The following is a 22,299-nucleotide window of genomic DNA, read 5'->3' as shown; positions in this document are numbered from 1 at the left end:
ATGAAAACAACAATCTTAACCATTGCCTTGACTTTTGCCCTAGCTAATGTAATGGCACAAAAGGCATCAGGAGACAAATTTCAAAAATATCTCCCTATAATAGAAAAAGGCAGCATAGCTCAAAAAGATTCGCTTACAAATGTACTTTTGACCGAAATTAAGAGCTATAAAACAGAGCAAGAGTTCCGTACAACAATCAATATCCTAAGGTCATTGGGAAAGGAACAGCAACAGGCTTCGGTAGAAGCTATTGCGAAAAAAAAATATCCTAAGGGATCACTGACCCGCGATTCTTTTATTACCAATGTTTTTTATAACGCATCTACTGTCCAGGAGAAAGAAAAAGCTTATAATGACTTGAACAAAAAGTGGCCGTCCAAAAACTTCAGCGAAGAGCTTTTGACCTATGATTATGTTTTAGCCAATTTAGCGCAGGGATTTGCAAATGATGGAAATGCCCCTAAAGCTATCCATTACCTTGGCGAAATGAAAGAAAAATTTTGGCGTGGCAATGGATATCTACCCGTAGGCCAGATTTTATTATCGGCAGGAGATACAGTCACCGCAGCACCGATCCTAAAAACTGCGATGGATGACAGTTATTATTACCTAAGCCTGCCTGAGGATCAAAAAGACAATAAAGCAAGATTTGCTTCCATGGGTTATGCCAGCTCTATGTCTGCTTATGTCAATATCTTAGTAGCTCAGAAAAAATATAACGATGCACTTGGTTACATAGAAAATGCACTGAAAGCAGCTCCTGAACAAGCTGACGGATTAGCAATGGTTTACTACAAGTCGTTGATGGGAACCGGACGAAAACTTGAGGCATACAATATTTTGACGAAATTATATGCTAAAGGACAATTTGCTGTTGAAAATGATCTTAAAAAACTCTATTTGGAATTGAACGGATCTGCTCAGGGTTACGAAAATTTTAATGCATCATTAAAAGAAGCATTAACACAGACCATACGTGACCATATTAAAGAGATGGCAACCTTCAAACCTGCTCCAAATTTTGAATTGCTCAATTTAAAAGATGAAAAGGTATCGTTAGCCAGTTTAAAAGGAAAAGTTGTCGTTCTTGATTTCTGGGCTACTTGGTGTCAGCCTTGTGTGCGTTCATTTCCGGGGATGAAAGCTGCGCAGGAATCATATGCAAATGATAAAGATGTTCAATTCTTGTTTATGAATACTTGGGAACGCGACAAAAATTATAAAGAAAATGTGTTGTCTTTTATAACAAAAAATAATTATCCTTTTGAAGTTCTTTATGATGATCAAAAAGATCCTCAAACTGGTGAGGTAATGGCTGCCAAATTTGGTGTGAAAGGTATTCCTGCTAAATTTATTATTGATAAGGAAGGAAATATTCGATATTTCTTAACAGGATCAACGCCGAATGTTGACTATATAAAATTAGAAATGAAGGAGTTGATCGAAGCTGCAAAGAAACCCTTTAAAGGTTAAAAAATACTAGATTTAAAATTAAAATAGCAGGGAAAATTACTACCGTACAATGGTGCGGTTGTGCTAGGTTAATATTAAAAAATTATTGCAAATTTTCACTTTATCACAAAAGCCAGCTTTTTTAATAGAAGCTGGCTTTTCTAATTTTAAACATATTATAAATTTATAATACTAAGTTGCGAATAAGTGAAGTTTTGAGTGTAAATAAATAAACCAAATTGATGCCACACCTACGCTCAAATCCAAAAAACACTTCCTCCAATCTAATGAAGAAAGCGTTTCTGGGCTGGCTAAAATTAATTCCTATAGCCGTCTATTGCTGTAATTGACTATTTTTTATATTCTGAAATAATGATATTTTGATATTCTAAAGGAGCATTGCTTGTAATTTTTAAATGGGTCATAGGACTATCAGGGAAAAATATGTCTGTCATCACCGAAAGTCCGTTATCGGCAAAAAACTCGACAGAAGTCACATCAAAAAATACGTTCATGTCTACTTGAGACTCTTTTGAAAGACGGGGAGCTACATGTTTTTTAGGAAAATCGTGACTAAACGATATATTTCCAGATTCACTACGATTGATAAAATACTGATCTTTGGCCTTATTATACCCAACTGTTAGCTCATTTCCTTCTTTATTGAATAAAATAATCTTAAAATCCTGTACTTTCAGTTTACTGATGTCCAATTGGAATCCTGTAGGCAGATGATCACTTAACAGAATCTCGTTTACTTTTTTAGGAGCAATTGTTTTCGATATTTTAAAAGCATTTTCAATTTCTTTAGCGGGTTTACTTGCTACATAATACTGTTTATTTATGCTTGTCAGTGATAATTCACGTGGGATCGTAGAAGCCGACCGCCATTTTAATGTGGGTACCTCATTCGCATACTGCCAATTGCTCATCCATCCGATAAATAAATGACGATCCTTCACATTATTCCAGGTTACACCCGCATAATTATCTGTTCCCCAATCCAACCACTTAATCTGGGTATCATCTGTTGTGAAATGCTTTCCATCAAAATCGCCAACAAAATACTGTGTCGCAGAACCACCATTTGGTCCTCCTGGATTTATACTGACCAATAATATCCATTTTGTTACCCCATTATCTGTCATTGGAAACAGATCTGGACATTCCCATACGCCACCATGAGCTCCGATTTCTTTTCCGAAACTACTTTCCATCTTCCATTCTTTCAGATTTTTAGAGGAATAAAATGTGATACAGTCCTTTGTTGCTAAAGTCATGATCCATACCTGTGACTTTTCGTGCCACATCACCTTTGGATCTCTGAAATCCCATATTCCAGGATTAGGTAATACAGGATTTCCCTTGTACTTTTCCCAAGTTTTACCTTGATCTAAACTATATGCCAAGCTCTGGTATTGATGTAAACCGGTTCTCTTGTCTTCTTCTTTGTGGTTGTGATGCGTAAAGATTGCGACCATGGCATCTTTACCAAAACCAGCTGTATTATCTTTATCAATAACAGCGCTCCCTGAAAATATGGTCCCCAGGCTATCTGGATATAGCGCTATTTTCTGTTCTTCCCAATGCACAAGATCTGTGCTGGTAGCATGTCCCCAATGCATGGGACCCCATTTAGGTTCATCTGGATTATGCTGATAGAAAAGATGATAAGTACCATTGTTATATACCATTCCATTTGGATCGTTCATCCACCCTTCTTTAGGTGTAAAATGATATAAAGGGCGATAATTTTCCACTTGTACCATTTGCTTATCTTGTTTCGTACTTCCAGTCTGAGCGTAGCTAAATAAAGGAAGTGCTAGTAATATAAATGCTAATTTCTTCATCATGATTTAAATTTTTCTATAAGGTTTATCAAATACAAATTAATTGTTTTATTATTATTTCTCCGTTTAATTCCGCTAACTTTAATCAATTCATTAAAAAAGTTTCAAACTTTGATTTATAATATGTGAATTATAAAAGCGGCAGTATACATATTCTTTATGCTGGTTCGTCGCCCAAAACTACAGTCACCGTGTATGGAAATGTTTGCCCCATATAAGTAAGCGTATACTTTACGGCTGAACTGAAATCAACATATCCGCCCTGGCCCGGTGCTATACTTGCTCCATTAGTAAATTCTACTGATGGATTGAGTTCTTTTACAGCTGTACCAACCGGTAGATATATGGTGATACTTTTATTTTTTTGATTAATAATAGCCACTTTGTTACCGATACGGAAAGCTGTTATTTCGGCTATAATCTCCTTAACTGTTACCTGGTAGGTATTAAAAACGTTTCCATTATATACACGATAAACTAACGGTGTTGTTGAAGAAAAGGTGAAATTCTGAGCACTTCCAGAAGCTGGGGCGACAGTTGCATTTTCAGGTAGCGCAATACTCGGCTTTACCGCAGAAAGATCCGTCCCTGCTGGTACAAGCACACTAATTGTTCCTTTCTCGTTATCGACGACGCCTGCTGTATTTCCCACTTTAAAAGAAAGAATATTGACATCCGAACTCAAATCGAGCGATGTAGCTGATTCCTCCTTACAAGATGTAAACAATCCGATAAAGAGCAGGAAAATTCCTAAGCCTATAATATTATTTAATGTTTTCATTGATTTATAATTGTTTTACAAGTGATATCAATGCATTCGAGCATTGATTGATTCATGTCTCTTATTTATTTAGCAGAAAACTATCCTGAACATATTCTTTGTACAGTTACAAAGGATACATTCAGGATCTTTTCATTAACTAATTTTTTTCCACTTCATTTCACCATCACAAAATGAACAAGTGTTAATATCCTGCATTCTGCTTATACAAGTATTTACTTAATCTGATCTGTGCTTCCGGAATAGGCAGATACTCATACTTATCGTCAGTAAAATGGGAAGAAGCATAATATGATCTACGTGATTTTTCGACATCGTAATAGGCGTTCATAGACTCACCTGCGATCCCCCAGCGCACGAGATCAAAAAATCGTCCGTTCTCCATGGCCAATTCTAATCGGCGCTCCCAACGTAAGGCCTTCCGTGCATTTTCTTCGTTCCAAATGATATTTTCTCCATTTTTATACGTTTCAATGAGCATCTTATCTGTTGCATAGCCCGTCAGTGTCACACTGTTTTTTGCACGTATGCGTACCTGATTGATTAATGGTAGTGCTTCTTGGGAACGGTGAAGTTCAATAAGTGCTTCGGCACGCATTAACAATACATCGGCAAAACGAATGACGATACGATTTTTTGTATTCGCATAAAAGGGTACCATCGGAACAAAACAATCACAGTCTGGATCAACATTTTCTTTCAAAGAGGCATACATAGCGTATTCCGACGGATTACGGGTCCAGCTTTCTTCATACACATGTTTCGCACTGTATTTATATGGTAAATTTGGAATTGCAACAGTATGAAAAAGCCGAGGATCGTATTTCTCCGCAACATTAAATGTATTAAGCGTATTATAGTTATCCAACGGCAGTCCTTTTCCCGTGGTACGGAAGGCATTCACCAAACTTTGACTAGGTTTATTGAAATCACAGCACCCCAATCCCATCGGCACAGAAAGGACATCAGATAAGTTCACTCGACCAAATTTCGTTCCGTCATCTTTGGAAAATTGAATCGAAAAAAGTGCTTCGGTACCGTTTTCATATTGACCCGGCAGGAAATTAAATCCGAAATCTGTTTCTAATGTACGATTTGAGGATAAGACAATATCTGTACTCTGTACTACTTTTTCAAGATCTGTCTGATTTATACTGGTGACCGCATGTCGCTCTTGATTGTCCTGACGGTAAGCTTTATACAAATATGTTTTTGCTAAGTACGCGGCAGCCGCAATACGGCTGGCACGACCAACCTCTGTCTGAACAACTGGCAAATGATCTGCTGCATATTGAAAATCATCTGCGATCTTCTGCCATAATGCATCATTGGTTAACGCTCGGTTATCAATCGTTTCATAACTATCTATCGGCACTTGCTCATCAATATACGGTACATATTTGAAAAGGATCTTGAGCATAAAATAAAAGTGTCCACGGAGAAATCTTGCTTCTGCCATTTTTTCGTCTTTATTCGCAAAATCACCCATTTCCTGAATCGTCCGGATCGTGGTATTAGCACGGGAAATCGATACATATAGTTGAAACCAGAGACGGTTTACTTCATCAAAAGTCGGTGTAATATTGTTTGCCGTTTCCAGAAAATGAAAGACCTGTATATCTTGAGGCCCTGAACCTCCTTTATAGGCATCGTCAGATCGTACCGTTCCATATGGCCATAAACTAAATGGAACATCATAGTGATCGTTTCCCAATGCTGCATAAGTGGCTGTAAGTAATCTTTCAGGCTCCTTCACCTGATCGGAACTCAATACGCCTTTTGGTGTTTCGTCCAAGAACTTATTACATCCGGACAAAAGTCCTGCGGCCAATACCGTTATTATTATTTTATTAAATGTTGTTTTCATGAGAATAATTTGTTTTTAATCACACACTCATTAATTAGAAACCAATGTTAAGTCCTGCTGTCCATGTGGTCGGTATGGGATATCCCCATCCGACGTTTTCAGGATCAACACCCGTAAAATTCTTTGATTTTACAGTAAATAGATTCTGACCGGTAACATATATGCGTAAACGGCTCATGCGTAACCGCGAGGCGGCATCTGTTGGTAATGTATAGCCCAGAGATAAATTACGAAGTTTCATATACGATCCATTTTCTATAAAATAATTGGATAGACGTCCCTCATCGTTATTGTTTACTGTCTGCAGTGCTGGAATAGTAGAATTAGCATTCTGTGGCGTCCAGGCATTGAGTAAGCGGGTACCTTTATTGGAGTTTACATCATCAACACTCCAAAAATCGGTCTGCTTCTTTAACCAATTTTCAACATCAATACCTTGTACTCCCTGAAAGTAAGCCGATAGATCAAACCTTTTGTATTTCAATGCAATATTTAGACTGTATGAAAAATCGGGGTGCGGACTACCGATCCAAGTACGGTCCAGATCTGTAATCTGACTATCGCCATCATAGACATTCACATACCTTAGGCGCCCAATACCTTTACCTGCCTGATTGACATGCGCATCGACCTGATCTTGATTCTGAAAGATTCCGTCAGTCACATAACCATAGAATGAGCCTAATGGCCGACCTATGATATTATCACCCTGACGGCCACCATATGAATTTTCAACTGCTTCTGGTAAATGGGTTATTTTATTTTTAAATGCTGAAAAAACTCCTGTTATATCATAGTCTAAACCAAAAGCAGTTTTATTACGATATCCTGCAGAAATGTCCACACCTTTATTTTCCATCGAAGCTCCATTCGCCCAACGGTAGCCACCTTCTCCTACTACACCGATATAGGCAGGATTGATCAACATGTCTTTTGTTGCTTTGACATACCAGTCGATCGATCCATATAGACTCTGATTAAAGAATGAAAAATCTAACCCAATGTTGGTCTGTGTGGTTGTTTCCCACTTCAGATCATTATTTTCGGTTTGAATTTTACGGTATCCTGATGGCAATATTCCCGATCCTGTTCCCGAAAGATCGTATGCGGTCCCGTCTATAATATTCCAGGTTGGATCGCCAATACCATACTCTGGCACAAACAGTGCATAAGTAGCTAGATCTCCAATTCCTTGATTTCCGGTCTGCCCCCAACCTACACGAAGTTTTAAATCTGATATGTAACCTTTTGTTCCTTCCATAAAGCGCTCTCCTGAAATCCGCCATCCTGCGGTCACGGCTGGAAATGTTGCAAAACGGTTATTTTTTCCGAATCGTGATGAACCGTCATGTCGCACAGTAAAAGAAGCAAGGTAACGGTCATCGTATGCATAATTCGCCTTTCCGAAGTAAGAAAGAAGCGAAAAGCCGGTTGAACCGCCACCTACTGCTGCTGTTCCAGTACTTACACCTGGCCACATGTATTCAGGTGTTTCAATAGCAAAGGCACCATTACCTGCAGTATATGCATTGAAGCTGATATCATTTTGACGATTCATTTCCATACCAGCTAATAAATCAATTGCATGCTTTTCAATAACTTTCCTATAGGTTGCCGTATTGGATAAGGTCCATTTCATACCGTGCTTCTGTTCCATATTCACACCGCTCCGATCGCTGTTCATGAAGCCCGAACGATAAGAAAACTCCATATTCCGTTTGTAAAAATTACTATAATCAATACCATAACTGGTACGGACATGTAAGTCTTTTATGATCTGTAGATCGGCATAGACATTGCCAAATAGACGCCAAAAATTATATTTATTATTTCGATTATCATACAGTAAACGCATTGGATTATGACGGTCGTTCATACCTAATGACGGACCACCCCATCCTGCTCCGTCTACGGTATGTACCGGTATAATCGGCAAGGCTTTTAAAGATAGATCGAGGACATCCCCCGGTACTTGAACTTCACCCGTATTGTTGACCGTGAAATTTTCTCCGATAACCAACTTACCGTCGAAGAGTTTGTAGTCAGTATTCATACGTGCTGATATCCGTTGGAAACTTGTATGTTTAATTGTACCGTTATTGTGCAGATATCCTAAAGAAAAAAACGAACTCGATTTTTCTGTCGCTGAACTAAGTGTCGCATTATAAGATTGGAGCAAACCTGGTTTGGAAACTTCATTGAACCAATCTGTATCAGCAGCATACATGGTATGCTCCCGGTCAATATATTTAGAAACGTACACATGATTTAACTGTGGATCACCATTGGCATTATTGTTCCAATCAAATTGATATCCAATATTATTACCATTAGGATTTCCGCCACTGTTCATGGTTGCCTGCCATAAAGCTTGACCATATTCCAGGGAATTGAGCACCTTCATACGGTTATTAAAATAGGTGTTGGTTAGAAATGCGTCGAATGTAAGCTTTGGGGCTCCAATTTTGCCTTTCTTTGTCGTAATTACAATGACACCATTGGCAGCACGAGAACCATAGATACTTGCCGATGAAGCATCTTTCAATACCTGAATACTTTGAATGTCATTGGAATTCAGTTCGTGCATACCACCCTGTGATGGCATCCCATCGATAATATATAGTGGGTCCTGACTACTGTTGATTGAGCTGATTCCTCGCATGCGCACTGTAGCAGCACCGCTTGGATTACCATCAGATGTTACGGTCATTCCTGCCACCCGGCCCTGAAGTGCTTTGATGGGATTATTTTCAGGGGCTTTCATCATTTCTGTAACATTGACCACACTGACTGCACCTGTGAGATCTCGTTTCCGCTCTGTCTGGTACCCCGTCACCACGACTTCATCAAGCCCTTGTTCTGTGTTGACTAGACGGATCTCCACAAACTTCTTTTCCCCGATTGCGATAGTTTGTGTTGTATAGCCTACATTCGATATTTCAAGTGTAGGATTGCTACTGGATACCTGGATCGTAAATTCTCCTTTTTCATCTGTCTTGGTTGCCTGCCCCGTACCTCTGGCAATCAAAGATGCACCTTCTAATGGTGCTGCCGTTCCACTATCTGTGACTCTTCCTTTAATGGTTGCCTGCTGTGCATAACTGGCTACAGAAAAAAGAATCAAAGACAGAAACAGCATGATTTTCTCTCTCGTAAACATAATTTGGTTATTTTATAAATGGATAATTATTTAGATTGATTTTCTTATGTAAAATTTAATTATTGCAACTCATTCAGCCACACAAATCGATTTATAGCCGTAGCATCATAATTTGGGCATGCACCGCTGCTCTGCGTAACATAACCGCTTAGCGTAGCTGCAAACTCCAATATCTCTTCTGCAGGGATATTCTTGTCATTGCGGCAACGTAACGATAGAAAAGCGGCTAAAAATGAATCGCCACTACCAATTGTGTCCTTCACTTCCACTTTCAGAGCAGGATAATGATGACTGAAATGTCCTGCTGTAGAATGATAGATTGCACCGGTGGCGCCATATGTCACGATCAATTCCGGAACTGCAAAATGATTCATCACGGCCTCCGATTTCGACTGATCGCTCATATCTGGAGGTAAGCCTAACCACGCCGAAACAAAGCCCAATTCTTCTTCATTCATTTTGACTAAATCAGCATAGCCGATCAATTCAAAAATCCGTTCTTTTGTATAAAATGGTGCGCGAAGATTGACATCAAGGATCTTATATTTTGCTTGTTTAACTAAGCCTTTTAATGTCTGGTAGCTGACATCATTTCGTGTGGATAAACTCCCGAACACAAAAAAATCTGCTTCACGAACTGTTTGTAATTCTAGTTCGCCAAGTGTAATGTGATCCCAAGCGACGGGATAGACGATTTCATAGCGAACATCTTTTTTGTCATCAATATGGACTTCTACTGTAGATGTAGGTAAGATATGATCTTCCTGAAATAATGTTAAAGGAATCGAAAGCTCACGGCACAATGAAACAATTTCCTGACCATTTGCATCGCTCCCTACCCTTGTAAGCACATCGGTATAAATCCCCAATTTATTGAGGTGATAGGCAACATTTAGCGGAGCACCACCTAATTTTCTTCCTGTAGGCAGATTGTCCCAAAGAATTTCTCCGAAACAAACCCCTTTAATATTTAATACCTCGTTTTTCATAATATTTTTATCTGAATCAGATGTATATGATCTTAATTAACCGTAATTCTGTTTTAAATCCTGACTTAGTGCATGGGCATCGGTCCATCCATATCTTCCAAAGATTTTCCTTTGGTTTCTGGCATCATCTTCCATACGTACAATAGCTGCAAAAACATGCAAACTGCAAAAATCATGAAGGTATAACCTCCACCAAGCAGTTCTGTTAATGCAGGAAAACAAAATGTAATTACTGCGGCCATCACCCAGTGGGTTAAGCTTCCCAATGTTTGCCCCTTGGCACGGACATCATTCGGAAAAATCTCAGAGATAAAAACCCAGATTACCGCTCCCTGCGAGAGTGCAAAAAATGCGATAAACATCATCAAATAAATGGTGACTTTTATTCCCTCAATTTGACCCGCAAAGAAAGCGTGCGAAACAAGAGAAAGAGAAGCGATTAGCCCAAATGAACCAATGAACATCAGTCTGCGACGGCCAATCCTATCGATAAAATTTATACCAATCAAAGTAAACACAAAATTAACAACACCAATACCAACAGTAGAAAGTAACGAACTCTGACCGCCTAAACCTGCCATCTCAAAAACACGTGGCGCGTAATAAATAATGGCATTGATGCCGGATACTTGATTAAAAACTGCAAATAGTACCGCTAGAATAACAGGTGTACGGTTCGATTTGGAAAATAATTGGCTCTCACCTTTTTCTTGACCTCTTTGACGGCTGTTCAACATCTGTTCAACATCATTTTCAGCTTGATCACCGCTTACTTTACGCATAATCGCTATTGCCTCGTCCTTTTTACCTCGGTGCAAAAGCAACCAACGGGGACTTTCCGGAATAAAGAATATCAGCACAAAGAAAATCAATGATGGGATTGCCTGTACTCCGAGCATCCAACGCCAAGACTCTTCCCCTGTTTGACCTATAAAATAATTTGAAAGGTATGCGACCAAGATCCCAAACACAACATTGAACTGAAATAATCCGACTAGCTTGCCACGGGATTTTGCAGGGGAAATTTCAGAAATATAAATTGGTGCGGTTACAGAAGAGACACCGACTCCTATCCCGCCTAGAAATCGAAACAAAATAAACATGTTCCAATCTAGGACCAGAGCTGTACCAATAGCGGAGAAAAAATAAAGTGCGGCAACCAGAAACAAAGTATTCTTACGTCCTAATCGGTCCGATGGATATGCGCCCATTGCTGCTCCTATAACTGTACCTAATAACGCGATCGCCATCGTAAGACCATGTTGAAATTCACTTAGAGACCAGAATACCTGAACAGCCTTCTCGGCACCTGAAATAACTGCTGTGTCAAAACCGAAGAGAAATCCCCCCAAGGCCACCACGAATGACCATATCAAAACTGAATTTTTGTTCATTTTAAATTTATAATTGATTTACTCAAAATTAACAGCTAAGATTACAAGACCTGAATTTTCATATGACAAATTGCATCAAATTTATATCAAGATCAAAAAACACATAAATACTTAAAAAACAACACCTTAATAAGACTTCCTAAACAGTGAAAAAATGTTTTTTTGACAAAAAACATAGATGATGTTACATTCATCTATAAATCAAAAACTGTGTTGTTTTTACACTAAGGTTATTTTAAAATCTTTGAAAATGGGTGAAATTTGACATTTGTCTACACAAGGATCTGCGCTTTATCATAATTGATCAAGATGATCGGTTTTATTTTCTGCAATCTTGAAATATAATTTAGAATAAAATCAATTTATCAAATACGCTGAAAAAGCAATTGGGTGATTAAAAAAAATACGGTTCGTTTTTTTCTATAAAAATAATTCTTGATGACAGTGGAGATATCAATATATTTGTTTAATATGTGATGCAATTGTATATGAAGCAATATATACATCTAAGTTTGAGCATATATCATCAATAATCCATTAATCCAACATGTTAAGAGTATACTGTGTATTGTCGATCATGATATCGCTATTGTTTCATTCTTGTAATCCTAAGAATGAGGGCAAAAATTATACAATAGCATTCTCACAATGTACTGGTAATGATTCTTGGCGGGAGACCATGTTGGAGGAAATGAAAAGAGAGTTGTCTTTCTATCCTAATGTTAAATTTATATATCGAGATGCTGAAGGGAGTAACCAAGTACAGATTTCGCAAATTAGGGAACTGCTAAAAAATGATATTGATCTCTTAATTGTTTCTCCGAATGAGGCGGCTCCCGTGACACCAATTGTAGACTCGGTTTTCCAAATGAAAATCCCTGTCATCGTTACAGATCGAAAAACGTCTTCGGGTCTTTACAATGCTTATGTTGGAGCTGATAATCTTACAATTGGTAAATTAGCGGGACAATATATTTCAAATGTTCTTAATGGAAAGGGACAAATCGGGGTTATTACTGGTTTAAAGGGTACTTCAGCTTCTATAGAAAGAAAAAAAGGCTTGATGATGGGGCTAGATAGTGCCGGTAAAACGCAGGTAGGATTGGAACTTCATTCTGATTGGAGCAGGGCTACAGCTTATGCTTTAGCGAAAAAACAAATTGAAGATTTACAGAAACAAGATCTTATCTTCGCTTTTAATGACCAGATGGCCTTTGGGGCCATCCAGGCTCTCCGTGAAAATGGTAATGACAAAAAGAAAATTATCGGTATCGATGCATTGCCTGGAGCAAAAAATGGCTTGGAAGAAATAGCAAATGGCACGCTTTACGCTTCTATGCTTTACCCAACCGGGGGCACAGAAGCGATCCGGACGGCAATAGCAATTTTAGAAAAAACTCCTTATAAACGGGAAAACATACTGGGCACGCTGGTTATAAATAAAGAGAATGCGAACCTGATGATGCTCCAGTCGAATAAGATTCAAGAACAACAAAAAGATATCGACAAAAGACAGGAGTTTATCGTAAAGCAAAATCAGATTTACAACAACCAAAAAACAACTCTCCAGGTTGTCATGACGAGCCTGGTGATCTCGATTATTCTAGGAGGTATTTCGATTGTTATGATTGGCAACAACCGTAAAAAAAACAAGCAACTTAAAAATCAGAACGAAGAAATTTTACAACAACAGCAACAGATTGTTGAGATGAATCAACAGATTCAAAATGGAGCAGAAGAACAGAGCAAGTTTTTCACCAATGTTTCCCACGAATTCAAGACTCCCCTGACCCTTATCATGGGACCACTTGAAGAATTAGAAAAAGAAAAATCTCTTTCCGCTAACAGTAGAGAAAAACTGGCGTACATCGAACGGAATGCTAAAAAACTTCAAGACCTCGTGCACGACCTCATTGATATCCATAGGATTGATAAATCTAAATTAAAATTACAGGTTACTGCGGTACACATTGATAATTTCATCCAACAGATCATTGCTAATTTTAGACCTTTGGCTAAGAAGAAGGGCATCTCCTTAAGTTATCTCAGCAAGACACCTCTGAAAGAGATCTGGATAAGCGAGCAACTGATGGAACATGCTTTTTCGAACCTGCTATCCAACGCATTTAAATATACCCCTAGAGGAGGAACCATCAGCTTGACCGTAGAAGAAAATACATTTGGAGATTATTTTCTTATCCGTGTAATTGACAATGGATCAGGTATCGCAGCCAGTGATTTAGATCATATATTTGACAATTTCTACAAAGGTGAACAGCATCTTCCTGGATCAGGAATAGGTCTTGCTTATGTAAAACAGATTGTTGAACTTCATCATGGACAAGTAACCGCTAGCAGTAAAAAAGGAATGGGATCTGCTTTCACTTTACGCTTGCCTACGGGTCATCTTCATCTTTTGGAAGAAGAAAAAAAGAACTCCCAATATGAGCCTTCAATATTACATTTTGAAAGAAACTTGCCACAGGAAAATTTGGAAGATTTTGATGTTGATTCGGTCTCCTTCTGTTCCAACAGAGCAGCGAATATCTTGATTGTTGAAGATCATCCTGATATTATGCGTTTCTTGAAAGAAATTTTAGAAAAAGAATATAATCTCATTTTTGCCAAAAGCTATTCCGACGCTCTTAAAAAAATGAAAAACAATTATCCTGACCTGATCCTCAGCGATATTATGCTTCCTGATGAAACAGGTATCGAATTATTGAAAACCGTTAAAAACAATTCGCAGTTCAACCAAATACCCGTACTTCTACTTAGTGCTCTTGATACGGAGGAAAGTATCATTGAGGGAATGCGCCATATGGCAGATGCCTATCTGACAAAACCATTTAAGGTGGACCACCTTAAAGCAGTAGTCGCCAACTTAATTCTGTCCCGTCAGAAACTCAAAGAGCAGTATGGCACATTGCTCAAGCCTTCGGAAAATAAAACAGAAATTGATTCACATACTCCGCAGGACAAGCGTTTTTTACAGGGATTGTCCATGGTTGTCGAAGGACATCTTTCCGATAAAACCCTGAGTGTCGAGGACATTGCCAAGGAACTGAATTTATCACGGATACAACTTTATCGAAAAACAAAAGCATTATTAAATTGCAGTGTCAATGACTATCTATTACAACGGCGTATGGCTAAAGCACAAAACCTATTGCTCGAAGGCCTACATGTAAATGAAATTGCAGAAAAAGTAGGTTTTTCGTCCGGGACATATTTTACGGCAGCATTTCGTAAACAGTTCGGTGTAACTCCGACCGTTTTTCGAAAAGATCAATTAAAAGGATAAGTCGTTGGAATTTTCTACGGCGAAACCCGTATGGCTTGAAGTGCTTTTGTAAGTAAGATAATTTGAATTTAACAATTTTAGTGCATTAACACTGGAATGGACTGTAAAAAATTAACAGGGGAATGTCGATGTCTAATTTCAATCAAAAAACATAAATCATTCAAGATTAAAATCAAAAAGGATTTCATAAAATAATTATTTGTCATGTATGAGATTTGATTAATTAACATAGGGGAGTAATTGACCTAATTAGATCCTTTCAATAACCGCTAATCTCCGATTAATCAGGTTCTGCACAGCTTCAGATTTTAATTCCTCAGAACCAAAGCTTCGTTTATCTTTAGTACAAGAGCTACATGCGGTAGCATCCAGCTTATTGCTATTGCCACATGAGCATTCCCAAACTTCTTTACACGATGAAAACATGCCCTTTGACTCTTTAACGGTAACGACTTCTGGAAATAGCTGTAACAAGCCCTCTCCTTTCAATGTCTGTAGATAGGCATTATCTTGAGCGGAATACCAGTCTTTGTCTAAGCTAAGTACCTTCAATGCTGCCTTTTTTGCTAATAAAGATCCTGCTAACAGCTTCTCAACCTGATCGTAATCGATAAGATTGGAACTGCTGATAGCTTTGCTAATGATCTTAAACTGTGCGCCGGTTAAATCTTCCGACAGCAACTGTCCATAGAGTATGGCTATAGCTTGGTCTTTGTCCAGGAAATCAAAATAACGGAAGAGCATGGCTTGACGGTCTTTGAATTCTTGATCCTCCCCTGTTTCATTCATTGCTTTAAATAGTAGGGGTACAAATTCGGTCAATCGGGATGTGGCTATAAACTCGGCTGTAGCATTGTCCATTGAATAGATACCGGTATAGCGTTCTTTGATCAAGCTTGCCTTGACTTTGTGCTTAATAACTGATCCATCGATATCTCCATCTACCGCTTCTGCCTGTATATGTTTAATTTCATTGAGCAATACAGGTGTACCGATAGCGGTGATCATGAACATTTGCGTTCCTTTGCCCGAGATCTCATCAATATTGACGCTGAAGCCTATAACCGCATCTGCCCTATAGCTACGGGCATTTTGCTTTAAAGACTCCACTACGCTCTTATAGAGCTCCTGTAATTTGTTTTCATAATTGCGGGAGCGCCCACCGAAAAATCCCGAAGGGATCTGCGAAGCAAACGCCACAAAACTGGCTCCAATCTCACTCAAAGCATTGGCTCCAATAACAGCTGTTGCTGAAATGGGATCAAAATAACGCAGGACTTCTCTCCCCTCGATGGTATTGGTACTGGTAACAATCATGGTCAATGATGAATACTGTTTTAAAAGCCCGAAAATAAAGCATCAGTTTGATTAAAAAATACGGGAAGCCGTAAGGAGGGGATAAAACCTAAAAGCCATTCTTCGCAGAATGGCTTTAGATGTTTGGCTTAAAGAATTTTTACAGCATAACGCTGTAATATAGATAATTAATGTTTTTTTTATTATCTTTGTGATAGTATGAAAAAACAAGAAATTAAAAAGCAAGTGATTATAACTTCAGTATCTCAAATGATTGCTGATAAGGAAGCTGTGCGTTCATACATGAAAGGTAAAACAACACTTCAAGAACTGGATAAGAAAGGTATCAAGTTTGCAAAACCATTATAATTACGTTTTCGATAATATTACAAATACGTATAACTTTGTAACAAGAAATTCTATTTTATACAGGGTTGCGTTTGTGGTGGATGAAACTTTTTCAGCAATATCTGGAGAGACCATTCCTAACATGTTCCAATTAGTTGTGGAAAAAGCAACTGAAACTCTTGAATCTTACGATGCTAAAGTTTCTAAGACAATAGAAGACATTGTCGAAAAATTTTTCCAAACGGTTGAAAATTCGTTAATATATATCTGTTCTGATGATGACAAAAAATCCAAATTGCGTCATGACATCTTTGATAGATGGTACAAAAATTCTCCATATCATCATGCTATAATAAAACTTGACAATATAATTAGTTTCAATTTAGGGGACCAAGAAACCCAAAAACTTTATACATCGATGATGTTTCATAGAGATAATAGCAATTCTAAAAAGATAATCCATATTTATACTCAGATATCAAGTGCATTGCTTGATGAAAAATAATTTTTCATCGAAGACTTACAGGATTTTTCAATCTATCAATAACCAGTAAATCAATACAATACAAGAATGTTCATTATTCATAATCGGATATACACAACATTTTAATGTCCCTCCGGCACCATAATATTTGCATTGTTAAAACACCAATCTATTCCTCAGGGACTGCATCTAAATTGCTATTACATCGGCCCGATTGTAATAACAATCAAATAAAGAACCATTAATTTTGTAGTACGTTATATTAAAAACACTATTATCATCAAATAATTATAAAATAAGAATTTAAAATATTTTTAAATTTTCAGAAATGCCTTCATATACCACTGTTACAAAATGATATTTAAGTTTATTTTTTTTTATAAAAATTTGCACAATCAATATTTGTAATTAAATTTAGTCTATAAAATAACTAGCCATATTTTATTTTTGAGCCAATTTCATAATTATACATATTGACAGCGAACTGTTACTTAATCTTTCGAAAAAACAAATAGATTGAAGCCTTCCCATTTTGGTAAGTCTTCAATTATAAATCATCAATTTTTGATAAAAACTGTTTAAGACCTTTCAATGTTGAAGAAGTAGCGCTATTAAAAATTATATTACCTTTTTTATCGATGAGTATAAATGTAGGAAAACTTTTCACATCAAATTTATTGTTTAAACCTGATTCATTATTGAATATCCTTGGTTCTTTAATATGAGTCCAGTCCATTTCATGTTCCGAAATGATAGATTTTAATTTAGAAATATCTTCATCATGATCGAAAGCTATACTAACAATTTCGATCTTACCTTTATAATCTTTAGCTAATTGTTTTAGATCCGGAATTCCTTCAATACAAGGTACACACCAACTTCCCCAAAAGTCAAGTAAAATATATTTGCCTTTAAATTGTGATAATTGTATCTCTTTTTGAGATATAAAATCTTTTCTATTGAAATTGTAAGTAGTAGGATCATATTGCCCTACATAGGTAAATCTTAAATTATCTTGATCTAAATTCAACACATATCGTTTAGTATCAAGCCTGATTGTATCTCCGATTCTATAGGGATTTGAAAATTCCGATGTATCATTCGCAATTTTATACCTAAAAAAAATGTCATTTTTACCATCTTTAGTAAGTAGTGGTTCTTTCAATCTTATTACATATTCTTGACCTTGATAATTAAATTTCCCTTCTTTATACCAAGCTTCTGTTAATGTTAATTCCTTCTTTATCTTGCCGATTGCTATTCTATTATCGAATGCGCGGAGTTCGTAGGGTAAATAAAATACAACAGTATCATTACCTATTACCTGTCTACGACGGATGTTGATAATAGGATAAGATTTAGTTTCCGGAGTAAAAACATGTTCAGTATTGTTTGTAAAATTAGCATCAAAGTCATCATCTAGCTGAATTTTTCTATTATTAGATTTATCAATATTCATTAATAAAAACAAAGAATCCCTAAGGTATGATGGATGAGAATTACCATTAGTAAAGGTGATTAAATAGAGAGATTTATATTCTTCAATTTTGTGATCATAAATGAAATTCTTTAATAAAACTGAATCTTGGATATGAAAAGGAATCACTTGATACTTGACATTCCCCAATCCTTTTTTTTCTTCTACTTTTAAAGAAAAATTTTGCGCCCTTAAGTTCTGTGCAAAAAGGAAAAACACAAGCAAAAAATAATATTTCATCTATACACATTTATTAACAACAAAAAAAGATAGTACTTATTCAAAATTGAATAAGTATCAGATTTTTAAAAAAAATTCAAGCCTTGTATAGGGATAACCTTACACCTCAGCGCATCAGGAATAAGAATTATCAATTGATTTCTCCATTAATTAAACTGCAGTACAATTACAATAAAAAATAACTTAGACTATTGGCTTAATATTTTATTCTCAAGATCAACCACAATATAAAGCGAAAATTAAACATTTGAAAATAAAAAGTAAAATAATTCTATTTCCCATTAAATCTCATCAATAACTGCTAACGTCCGATTAATCAATTTCTGTACAGCTTCAGGTTTTAATTCCTCAGCACCGAAACCTCGCTTATCTTTGGTACAAGAGCTACATGCTGTAGCATCCAGCTTATTGCTATAGCCACATAAACATTCCCATACTTCTTTGCCCGATGAAAACATGCCCTTTGATTCTTTAACGGTAACTACTTCTTGAAATAACTTTACCAAGCCCTCTCCTTTCAATGTCTGTAGATAGGTAATATCTTGAGCCGAATACCAGTCTTTGTCTAAGGTAAGTACCTTCAATGCTGCCTTTTTTGCCAATAAAGATCCTGCTAACAGTTTCTCCACCTGATCGTAATCGATAAGATTGGAACTGCTGATAGCTTTGCTAATGATCTTAAACTGCGCACCGGTTAAATCATCGGACAGCAACTGTCTATAGAGTATAGCTATAGCTTGATCTTTGTCCAGGAAATCAAAATAACGGAAGAGCGTGGCTTGACGGTCTTTGAATTCTTGATCCTCCCCTGTTTCATTCATTGCTTTGAATAGCAAGGGAACAAATTCGGTCAATCGGGATGTGGCTATAAACTCCGCTGTTGTATTGTCCATGGTATAGATACCGGTATAACGTTCTATGATCAAGCTTGCTTTGACTTTGTTCTTAATAACTGATCCATCGATATCTCCACCTACTGCTTCTGCTTGTATATGTTTGATTTCATTGAGCAATACAGGTGTACCGATAGCGGTGATCATAAACATTTGGGTTCCCTTGCCCGAGAGCTCATCAATATTGACGCTGAAGCCTATAACGGCATCTGCCCGATAGCTACGCGCATTTTGCTTTAAAGACTCCACTACGCTCTTATATAGCTCCTGTAATTTGTTTTCATAATTGCGGGAGCGCCCACCGAAGAATCCCGAAGGGATCTGCGAAGCAAACGCTACGAAGCTCGCTCCGGATTGCACTCAGAGCACTAGCTCCAATAACAGCTGTTGCTAATATGGGATCAAAATAACGCAGGACTTCTATCCCCTCGATGGTATTGGTACTGGTAACGATCATGGTTTATGATGAATACTGTTTTAAAAGCCCGAAAATAAAGGATCGCTTTGATTAAAAAATACGGGAAGCCGTAAGGAGGGTATAAAACGTATAAAGCCATTCTTGTCAGAATGGCTTTATACGTTTTGTATAATCTATTTATTTATCTGTTTAATCAGAAAAATGAACTTTTACAATTAGATTCGAAACATTCTTATTATTAAATAGCCATCAAATAAGGATTATATGACATAAAATCTTTAAGCCCAAAAAGCTCAAACAAACTTTTCTGTTATCATATTTTTCACTGGGATGTTTTTGTTCTCAAACGACTAAATAATTACACTCGTAAAATCCTATTTGTTAAGGTTGTACTAAAAATCAATCTATTTACCAACTTCGTAGTACAACTAAATTATTATTCATTATAAAATTGTAAAATTACCACTCGATTGATAGTTTACAAAAAGGTTGGCATTTATCTCTGTTCCTATTGTGCAATTTTTGAAAACATTACCAGATGACACAATATTGGAAGTATTTGTATTATATACTACACCCCTTTCACATTCTACGATATTGTTATTAAATAGATAGGTATCTTTAACTTTATAACTCTGTGACGAAAGTCTGATAGCTTGATTAGAAGCATTATATAGTTTATTACCTGCAATTTGTATACCTTCGGCCCTTTCCAGATAAATGCTCGTCGCGAATCCACTAATATTATTATTACTAATAAGCATATCCTTACCATATAGGATTACACCATATAGTGAGCTATTAGTATTTTTCATAATATTTCCTGTTATTGTAATATCTTTATAGTTTTCATTTTGAGTAGCGTAAATCGGATAAGATCTGTCATGCGAAGTATCAAATATATTGTCAGCGATAATAATATCTCGACTTTCACGATAAATATAAATATTTTCCCTAGGGACATCCTTAAATAAATTTCCCGTAATCTGTACATTCTTTGAATATCCTAGAATTATTGCCGTTTTTTTTCCTCTATGAAACTGATTACCCGTTATCGTAATATTATGTACTCCTTTTTCAATTGATGGTACTTCACCCTCTCTTTCTTCTGCATGCTTAACACTTATAGCAGATGAATCCGCATTTGTTAGACCACAATCCTCGAAATAGTTTCCAGAAATTATAATACTTTTGGTTTGACTGGTTTCAATTGTTGATGTACCACCGTCAATATCAGGATTAGACCTATAGATGGTTTTTATGTCCATTCCTAATGATTCTGGTTTGATAATCATATTATTTGAAAAAACAATATCTTCACCGTCAGTAAACAAATCTACAGCATCACGCCATACGTTATCAAATACATTATTTGAAATAATTGACTTAACGCCACCATTGATGTTATCAAAGGTTGTTAGCCCTGTACTCATCTTAATTCCGTCACCTAGAGGAACAATCTGATAACCAGCCTCATTCAGTTCTCCCCTTCTATAACCTCTTGTAAAATAATTGCTTGTTATGGTATTACCAAACGAATCTCTTAGTAAGATGCCAAATGACTTATCTTCAAATCGACAATTGTGAACAAAATTACCTGTGCTTTTTTCAAATAGTAAGCCAGCATTACTTGGAGATCTAAAGATACAGTTGGTAATGTGATTAAAATTTGAGTGACGAAATACTAAATCTCCAGTTTGATTAATATACCTTCCTTCAACATTTAACCCATTAATTCTGTTGTGGTCTGAGATAAATTCAATCAAGTCAGTAGTAATTGTATTCGACTTAATAGTAGCATTGTTTCCTTGGATCTCCAATGATGATGAAATAACAAGTTTAGAAGAAATTTTGAATATTTGATTTGAAGGTAGGCTTAACCTACACTTCCCTGTAAATGCTAAGTAATTTAAAGCATTTTGAATGAAAAGATAGTTATTGGCATTCTCGCTCTTTGCACCAAAATATCTGATATCCAATTCTGAGTTAAAATCATGCATTAATCTCATTCCACTAACGATAATGATATTTCCTCCATCATCTGGTCTAGAGTTGATTTCATCAACATAATATTTGATCGGTGCTGGTGTATCTCCTTTTTCATAATATCCCAATAGTTCCACTCCTGCATAGGTTGGATTTGTACCTTGCAATGATGCGATTTCACTTACAGATAAACCTCGCATATCTGCCATCGTGTTCTTAATTAAAAATTGATTTGCCATATTGTATGTTTTTTAAATTTGTACAACAAAAGTATAGCGAACCATATGGGAGTCTAAGAAGAATAGCTGTTATCTAAGCGGTAAACGAGATCTACCGAAAAGTCTATGTTTTTAATGGTTT

General features: G+C 36.7%; 14 protein-coding genes. 4 read left to right on the top strand and 10 right to left on the bottom strand.

Features of this window, described 5'->3' with window-relative positions; translation table 11 throughout:
• Nucleotides 1–1,473, top strand: a complete 1,473-nt coding sequence (locus tag JAZ75_RS16995; RefSeq protein WP_208696864.1) for a TlpA disulfide reductase family protein — start codon at nt 1–3, stop codon at nt 1,471–1,473.
• Nucleotides 1,474–1,802: 329 nt separating this feature from the next.
• Here JAZ75_RS16995 and JAZ75_RS16990 read toward each other — a convergent pair whose 3' ends face one another.
• The 6 genes from JAZ75_RS16990 to JAZ75_RS16965 all read right to left on the bottom strand — a co-directional run bounded on the left by JAZ75_RS16990 (nt 1,803) and on the right by JAZ75_RS16965 (nt 11,493).
• Nucleotides 1,803–3,305: a glycoside hydrolase family 32 protein gene (locus tag JAZ75_RS16990; RefSeq protein WP_232789241.1), complete on the bottom strand. Its 1,503-nt coding sequence runs from the start codon at nt 3,303–3,305 to the stop codon at nt 1,803–1,805.
• A gap of 154 nt (nt 3,306–3,459) precedes the next feature.
• The gene (locus tag JAZ75_RS16985; protein ID WP_208696862.1) at nt 3,460–4,083 is read right to left on the bottom strand and encodes a hypothetical protein; all 624 of its coding nucleotides are present in this window, start codon (nt 4,081–4,083) and stop codon (nt 3,460–3,462) included.
• 184 nt (nt 4,084–4,267) lie between these two features.
• Entirely contained in the window at nt 4,268–5,950 is a 1,683-nt protein-coding gene (locus tag JAZ75_RS16980) for a RagB/SusD family nutrient uptake outer membrane protein (protein ID WP_132773302.1), read from the bottom strand.
• Between the two features lie 34 nt (nt 5,951–5,984).
• Entirely contained in the window at nt 5,985–9,110 is a 3,126-nt protein-coding gene (locus tag JAZ75_RS16975) for a SusC/RagA family TonB-linked outer membrane protein (RefSeq protein ID WP_208696860.1), read from the bottom strand.
• 59 nt (nt 9,111–9,169) lie between these two features.
• Nucleotides 9,170–10,099, bottom strand: coding sequence for a carbohydrate kinase family protein (locus JAZ75_RS16970; protein ID WP_208696858.1), 930 nt, complete (start codon nt 10,097–10,099; stop codon nt 9,170–9,172).
• A gap of 65 nt (nt 10,100–10,164) precedes the next feature.
• Nucleotides 10,165–11,493, bottom strand: coding sequence for a sugar porter family MFS transporter (locus JAZ75_RS16965; protein WP_183914166.1), 1,329 nt, complete (start codon nt 11,491–11,493; stop codon nt 10,165–10,167).
• A gap of 547 nt (nt 11,494–12,040) precedes the next feature.
• Between JAZ75_RS16965 and JAZ75_RS16960 the strand changes: the two genes are divergently transcribed.
• Nucleotides 12,041–14,797, top strand: coding sequence for a substrate-binding domain-containing protein (locus JAZ75_RS16960; RefSeq protein ID WP_208696856.1), 2,757 nt, complete (start codon nt 12,041–12,043; stop codon nt 14,795–14,797).
• 249 nt (nt 14,798–15,046) lie between these two features.
• Here the strand turns inward: JAZ75_RS16960 and JAZ75_RS16955 are convergent, their stop codons facing one another.
• On the bottom strand, nt 15,047–16,114 hold the full coding sequence (locus tag JAZ75_RS16955; RefSeq protein ID WP_208696852.1) for a heavy metal-binding domain-containing protein: 1,068 nt from the start codon (nt 16,112–16,114) through the stop codon (nt 15,047–15,049).
• A gap of 198 nt (nt 16,115–16,312) precedes the next feature.
• On the opposite strand from JAZ75_RS16955, the gene JAZ75_RS16950 reads away from it, so the two are divergent.
• Together JAZ75_RS16950 and JAZ75_RS16945 are read left to right on the top strand one after the other, a co-directional pair.
• A complete protein-coding gene (locus JAZ75_RS16950) occupies nt 16,313–16,462 on the top strand; it encodes a hypothetical protein (RefSeq protein WP_153197979.1) in 150 nt (49 codons plus the stop codon).
• A complete protein-coding gene (locus JAZ75_RS16945; RefSeq protein ID WP_208696850.1) occupies nt 16,446–16,946 on the top strand; it encodes a DUF6169 family protein in 501 nt (166 codons plus the stop codon). Before JAZ75_RS16950 ends, JAZ75_RS16945 begins: the two co-directional genes overlap by 17 nt.
• Before the next feature lie 526 nt (nt 16,947–17,472).
• On the opposite strand, the gene JAZ75_RS16940 is transcribed toward JAZ75_RS16945, so the two are convergent.
• From JAZ75_RS16940 to JAZ75_RS16930, 3 genes are all read right to left on the bottom strand, one after another.
• Nucleotides 17,473–18,642 (bottom strand): TlpA family protein disulfide reductase, encoded by a 1,170-nt coding sequence (locus JAZ75_RS16940; protein ID WP_208696848.1) that lies wholly within the window; start codon nt 18,640–18,642, stop codon nt 17,473–17,475.
• 281 nt (nt 18,643–18,923) lie between these two features.
• Nucleotides 18,924–19,895, bottom strand: a complete 972-nt coding sequence (locus JAZ75_RS16935; protein ID WP_208696846.1) for a heavy metal-binding domain-containing protein — start codon at nt 19,893–19,895, stop codon at nt 18,924–18,926.
• A gap of 501 nt (nt 19,896–20,396) precedes the next feature.
• Nucleotides 20,397–22,178 carry a right-handed parallel beta-helix repeat-containing protein gene (locus JAZ75_RS16930; RefSeq protein ID WP_208696844.1) on the bottom strand — a complete coding sequence of 594 codons (1,782 nt, stop codon included), beginning with the start codon at nt 22,176–22,178 and terminating at the stop codon, nt 20,397–20,399.
• Nucleotides 22,179–22,299 lie beyond the last annotated feature (121 nt).

Source organism: Sphingobacterium sp. UDSM-2020 (assembly GCF_016132525.1).
Taxonomy (GTDB): Bacteria; Bacteroidota; Bacteroidia; order Sphingobacteriales; family Sphingobacteriaceae; genus Sphingobacterium; species Sphingobacterium anhuiense.
The sequence above is the reverse complement of the archived record's forward strand: the minus strand, read 5'-3'. Positions and strand labels throughout refer to the sequence as shown.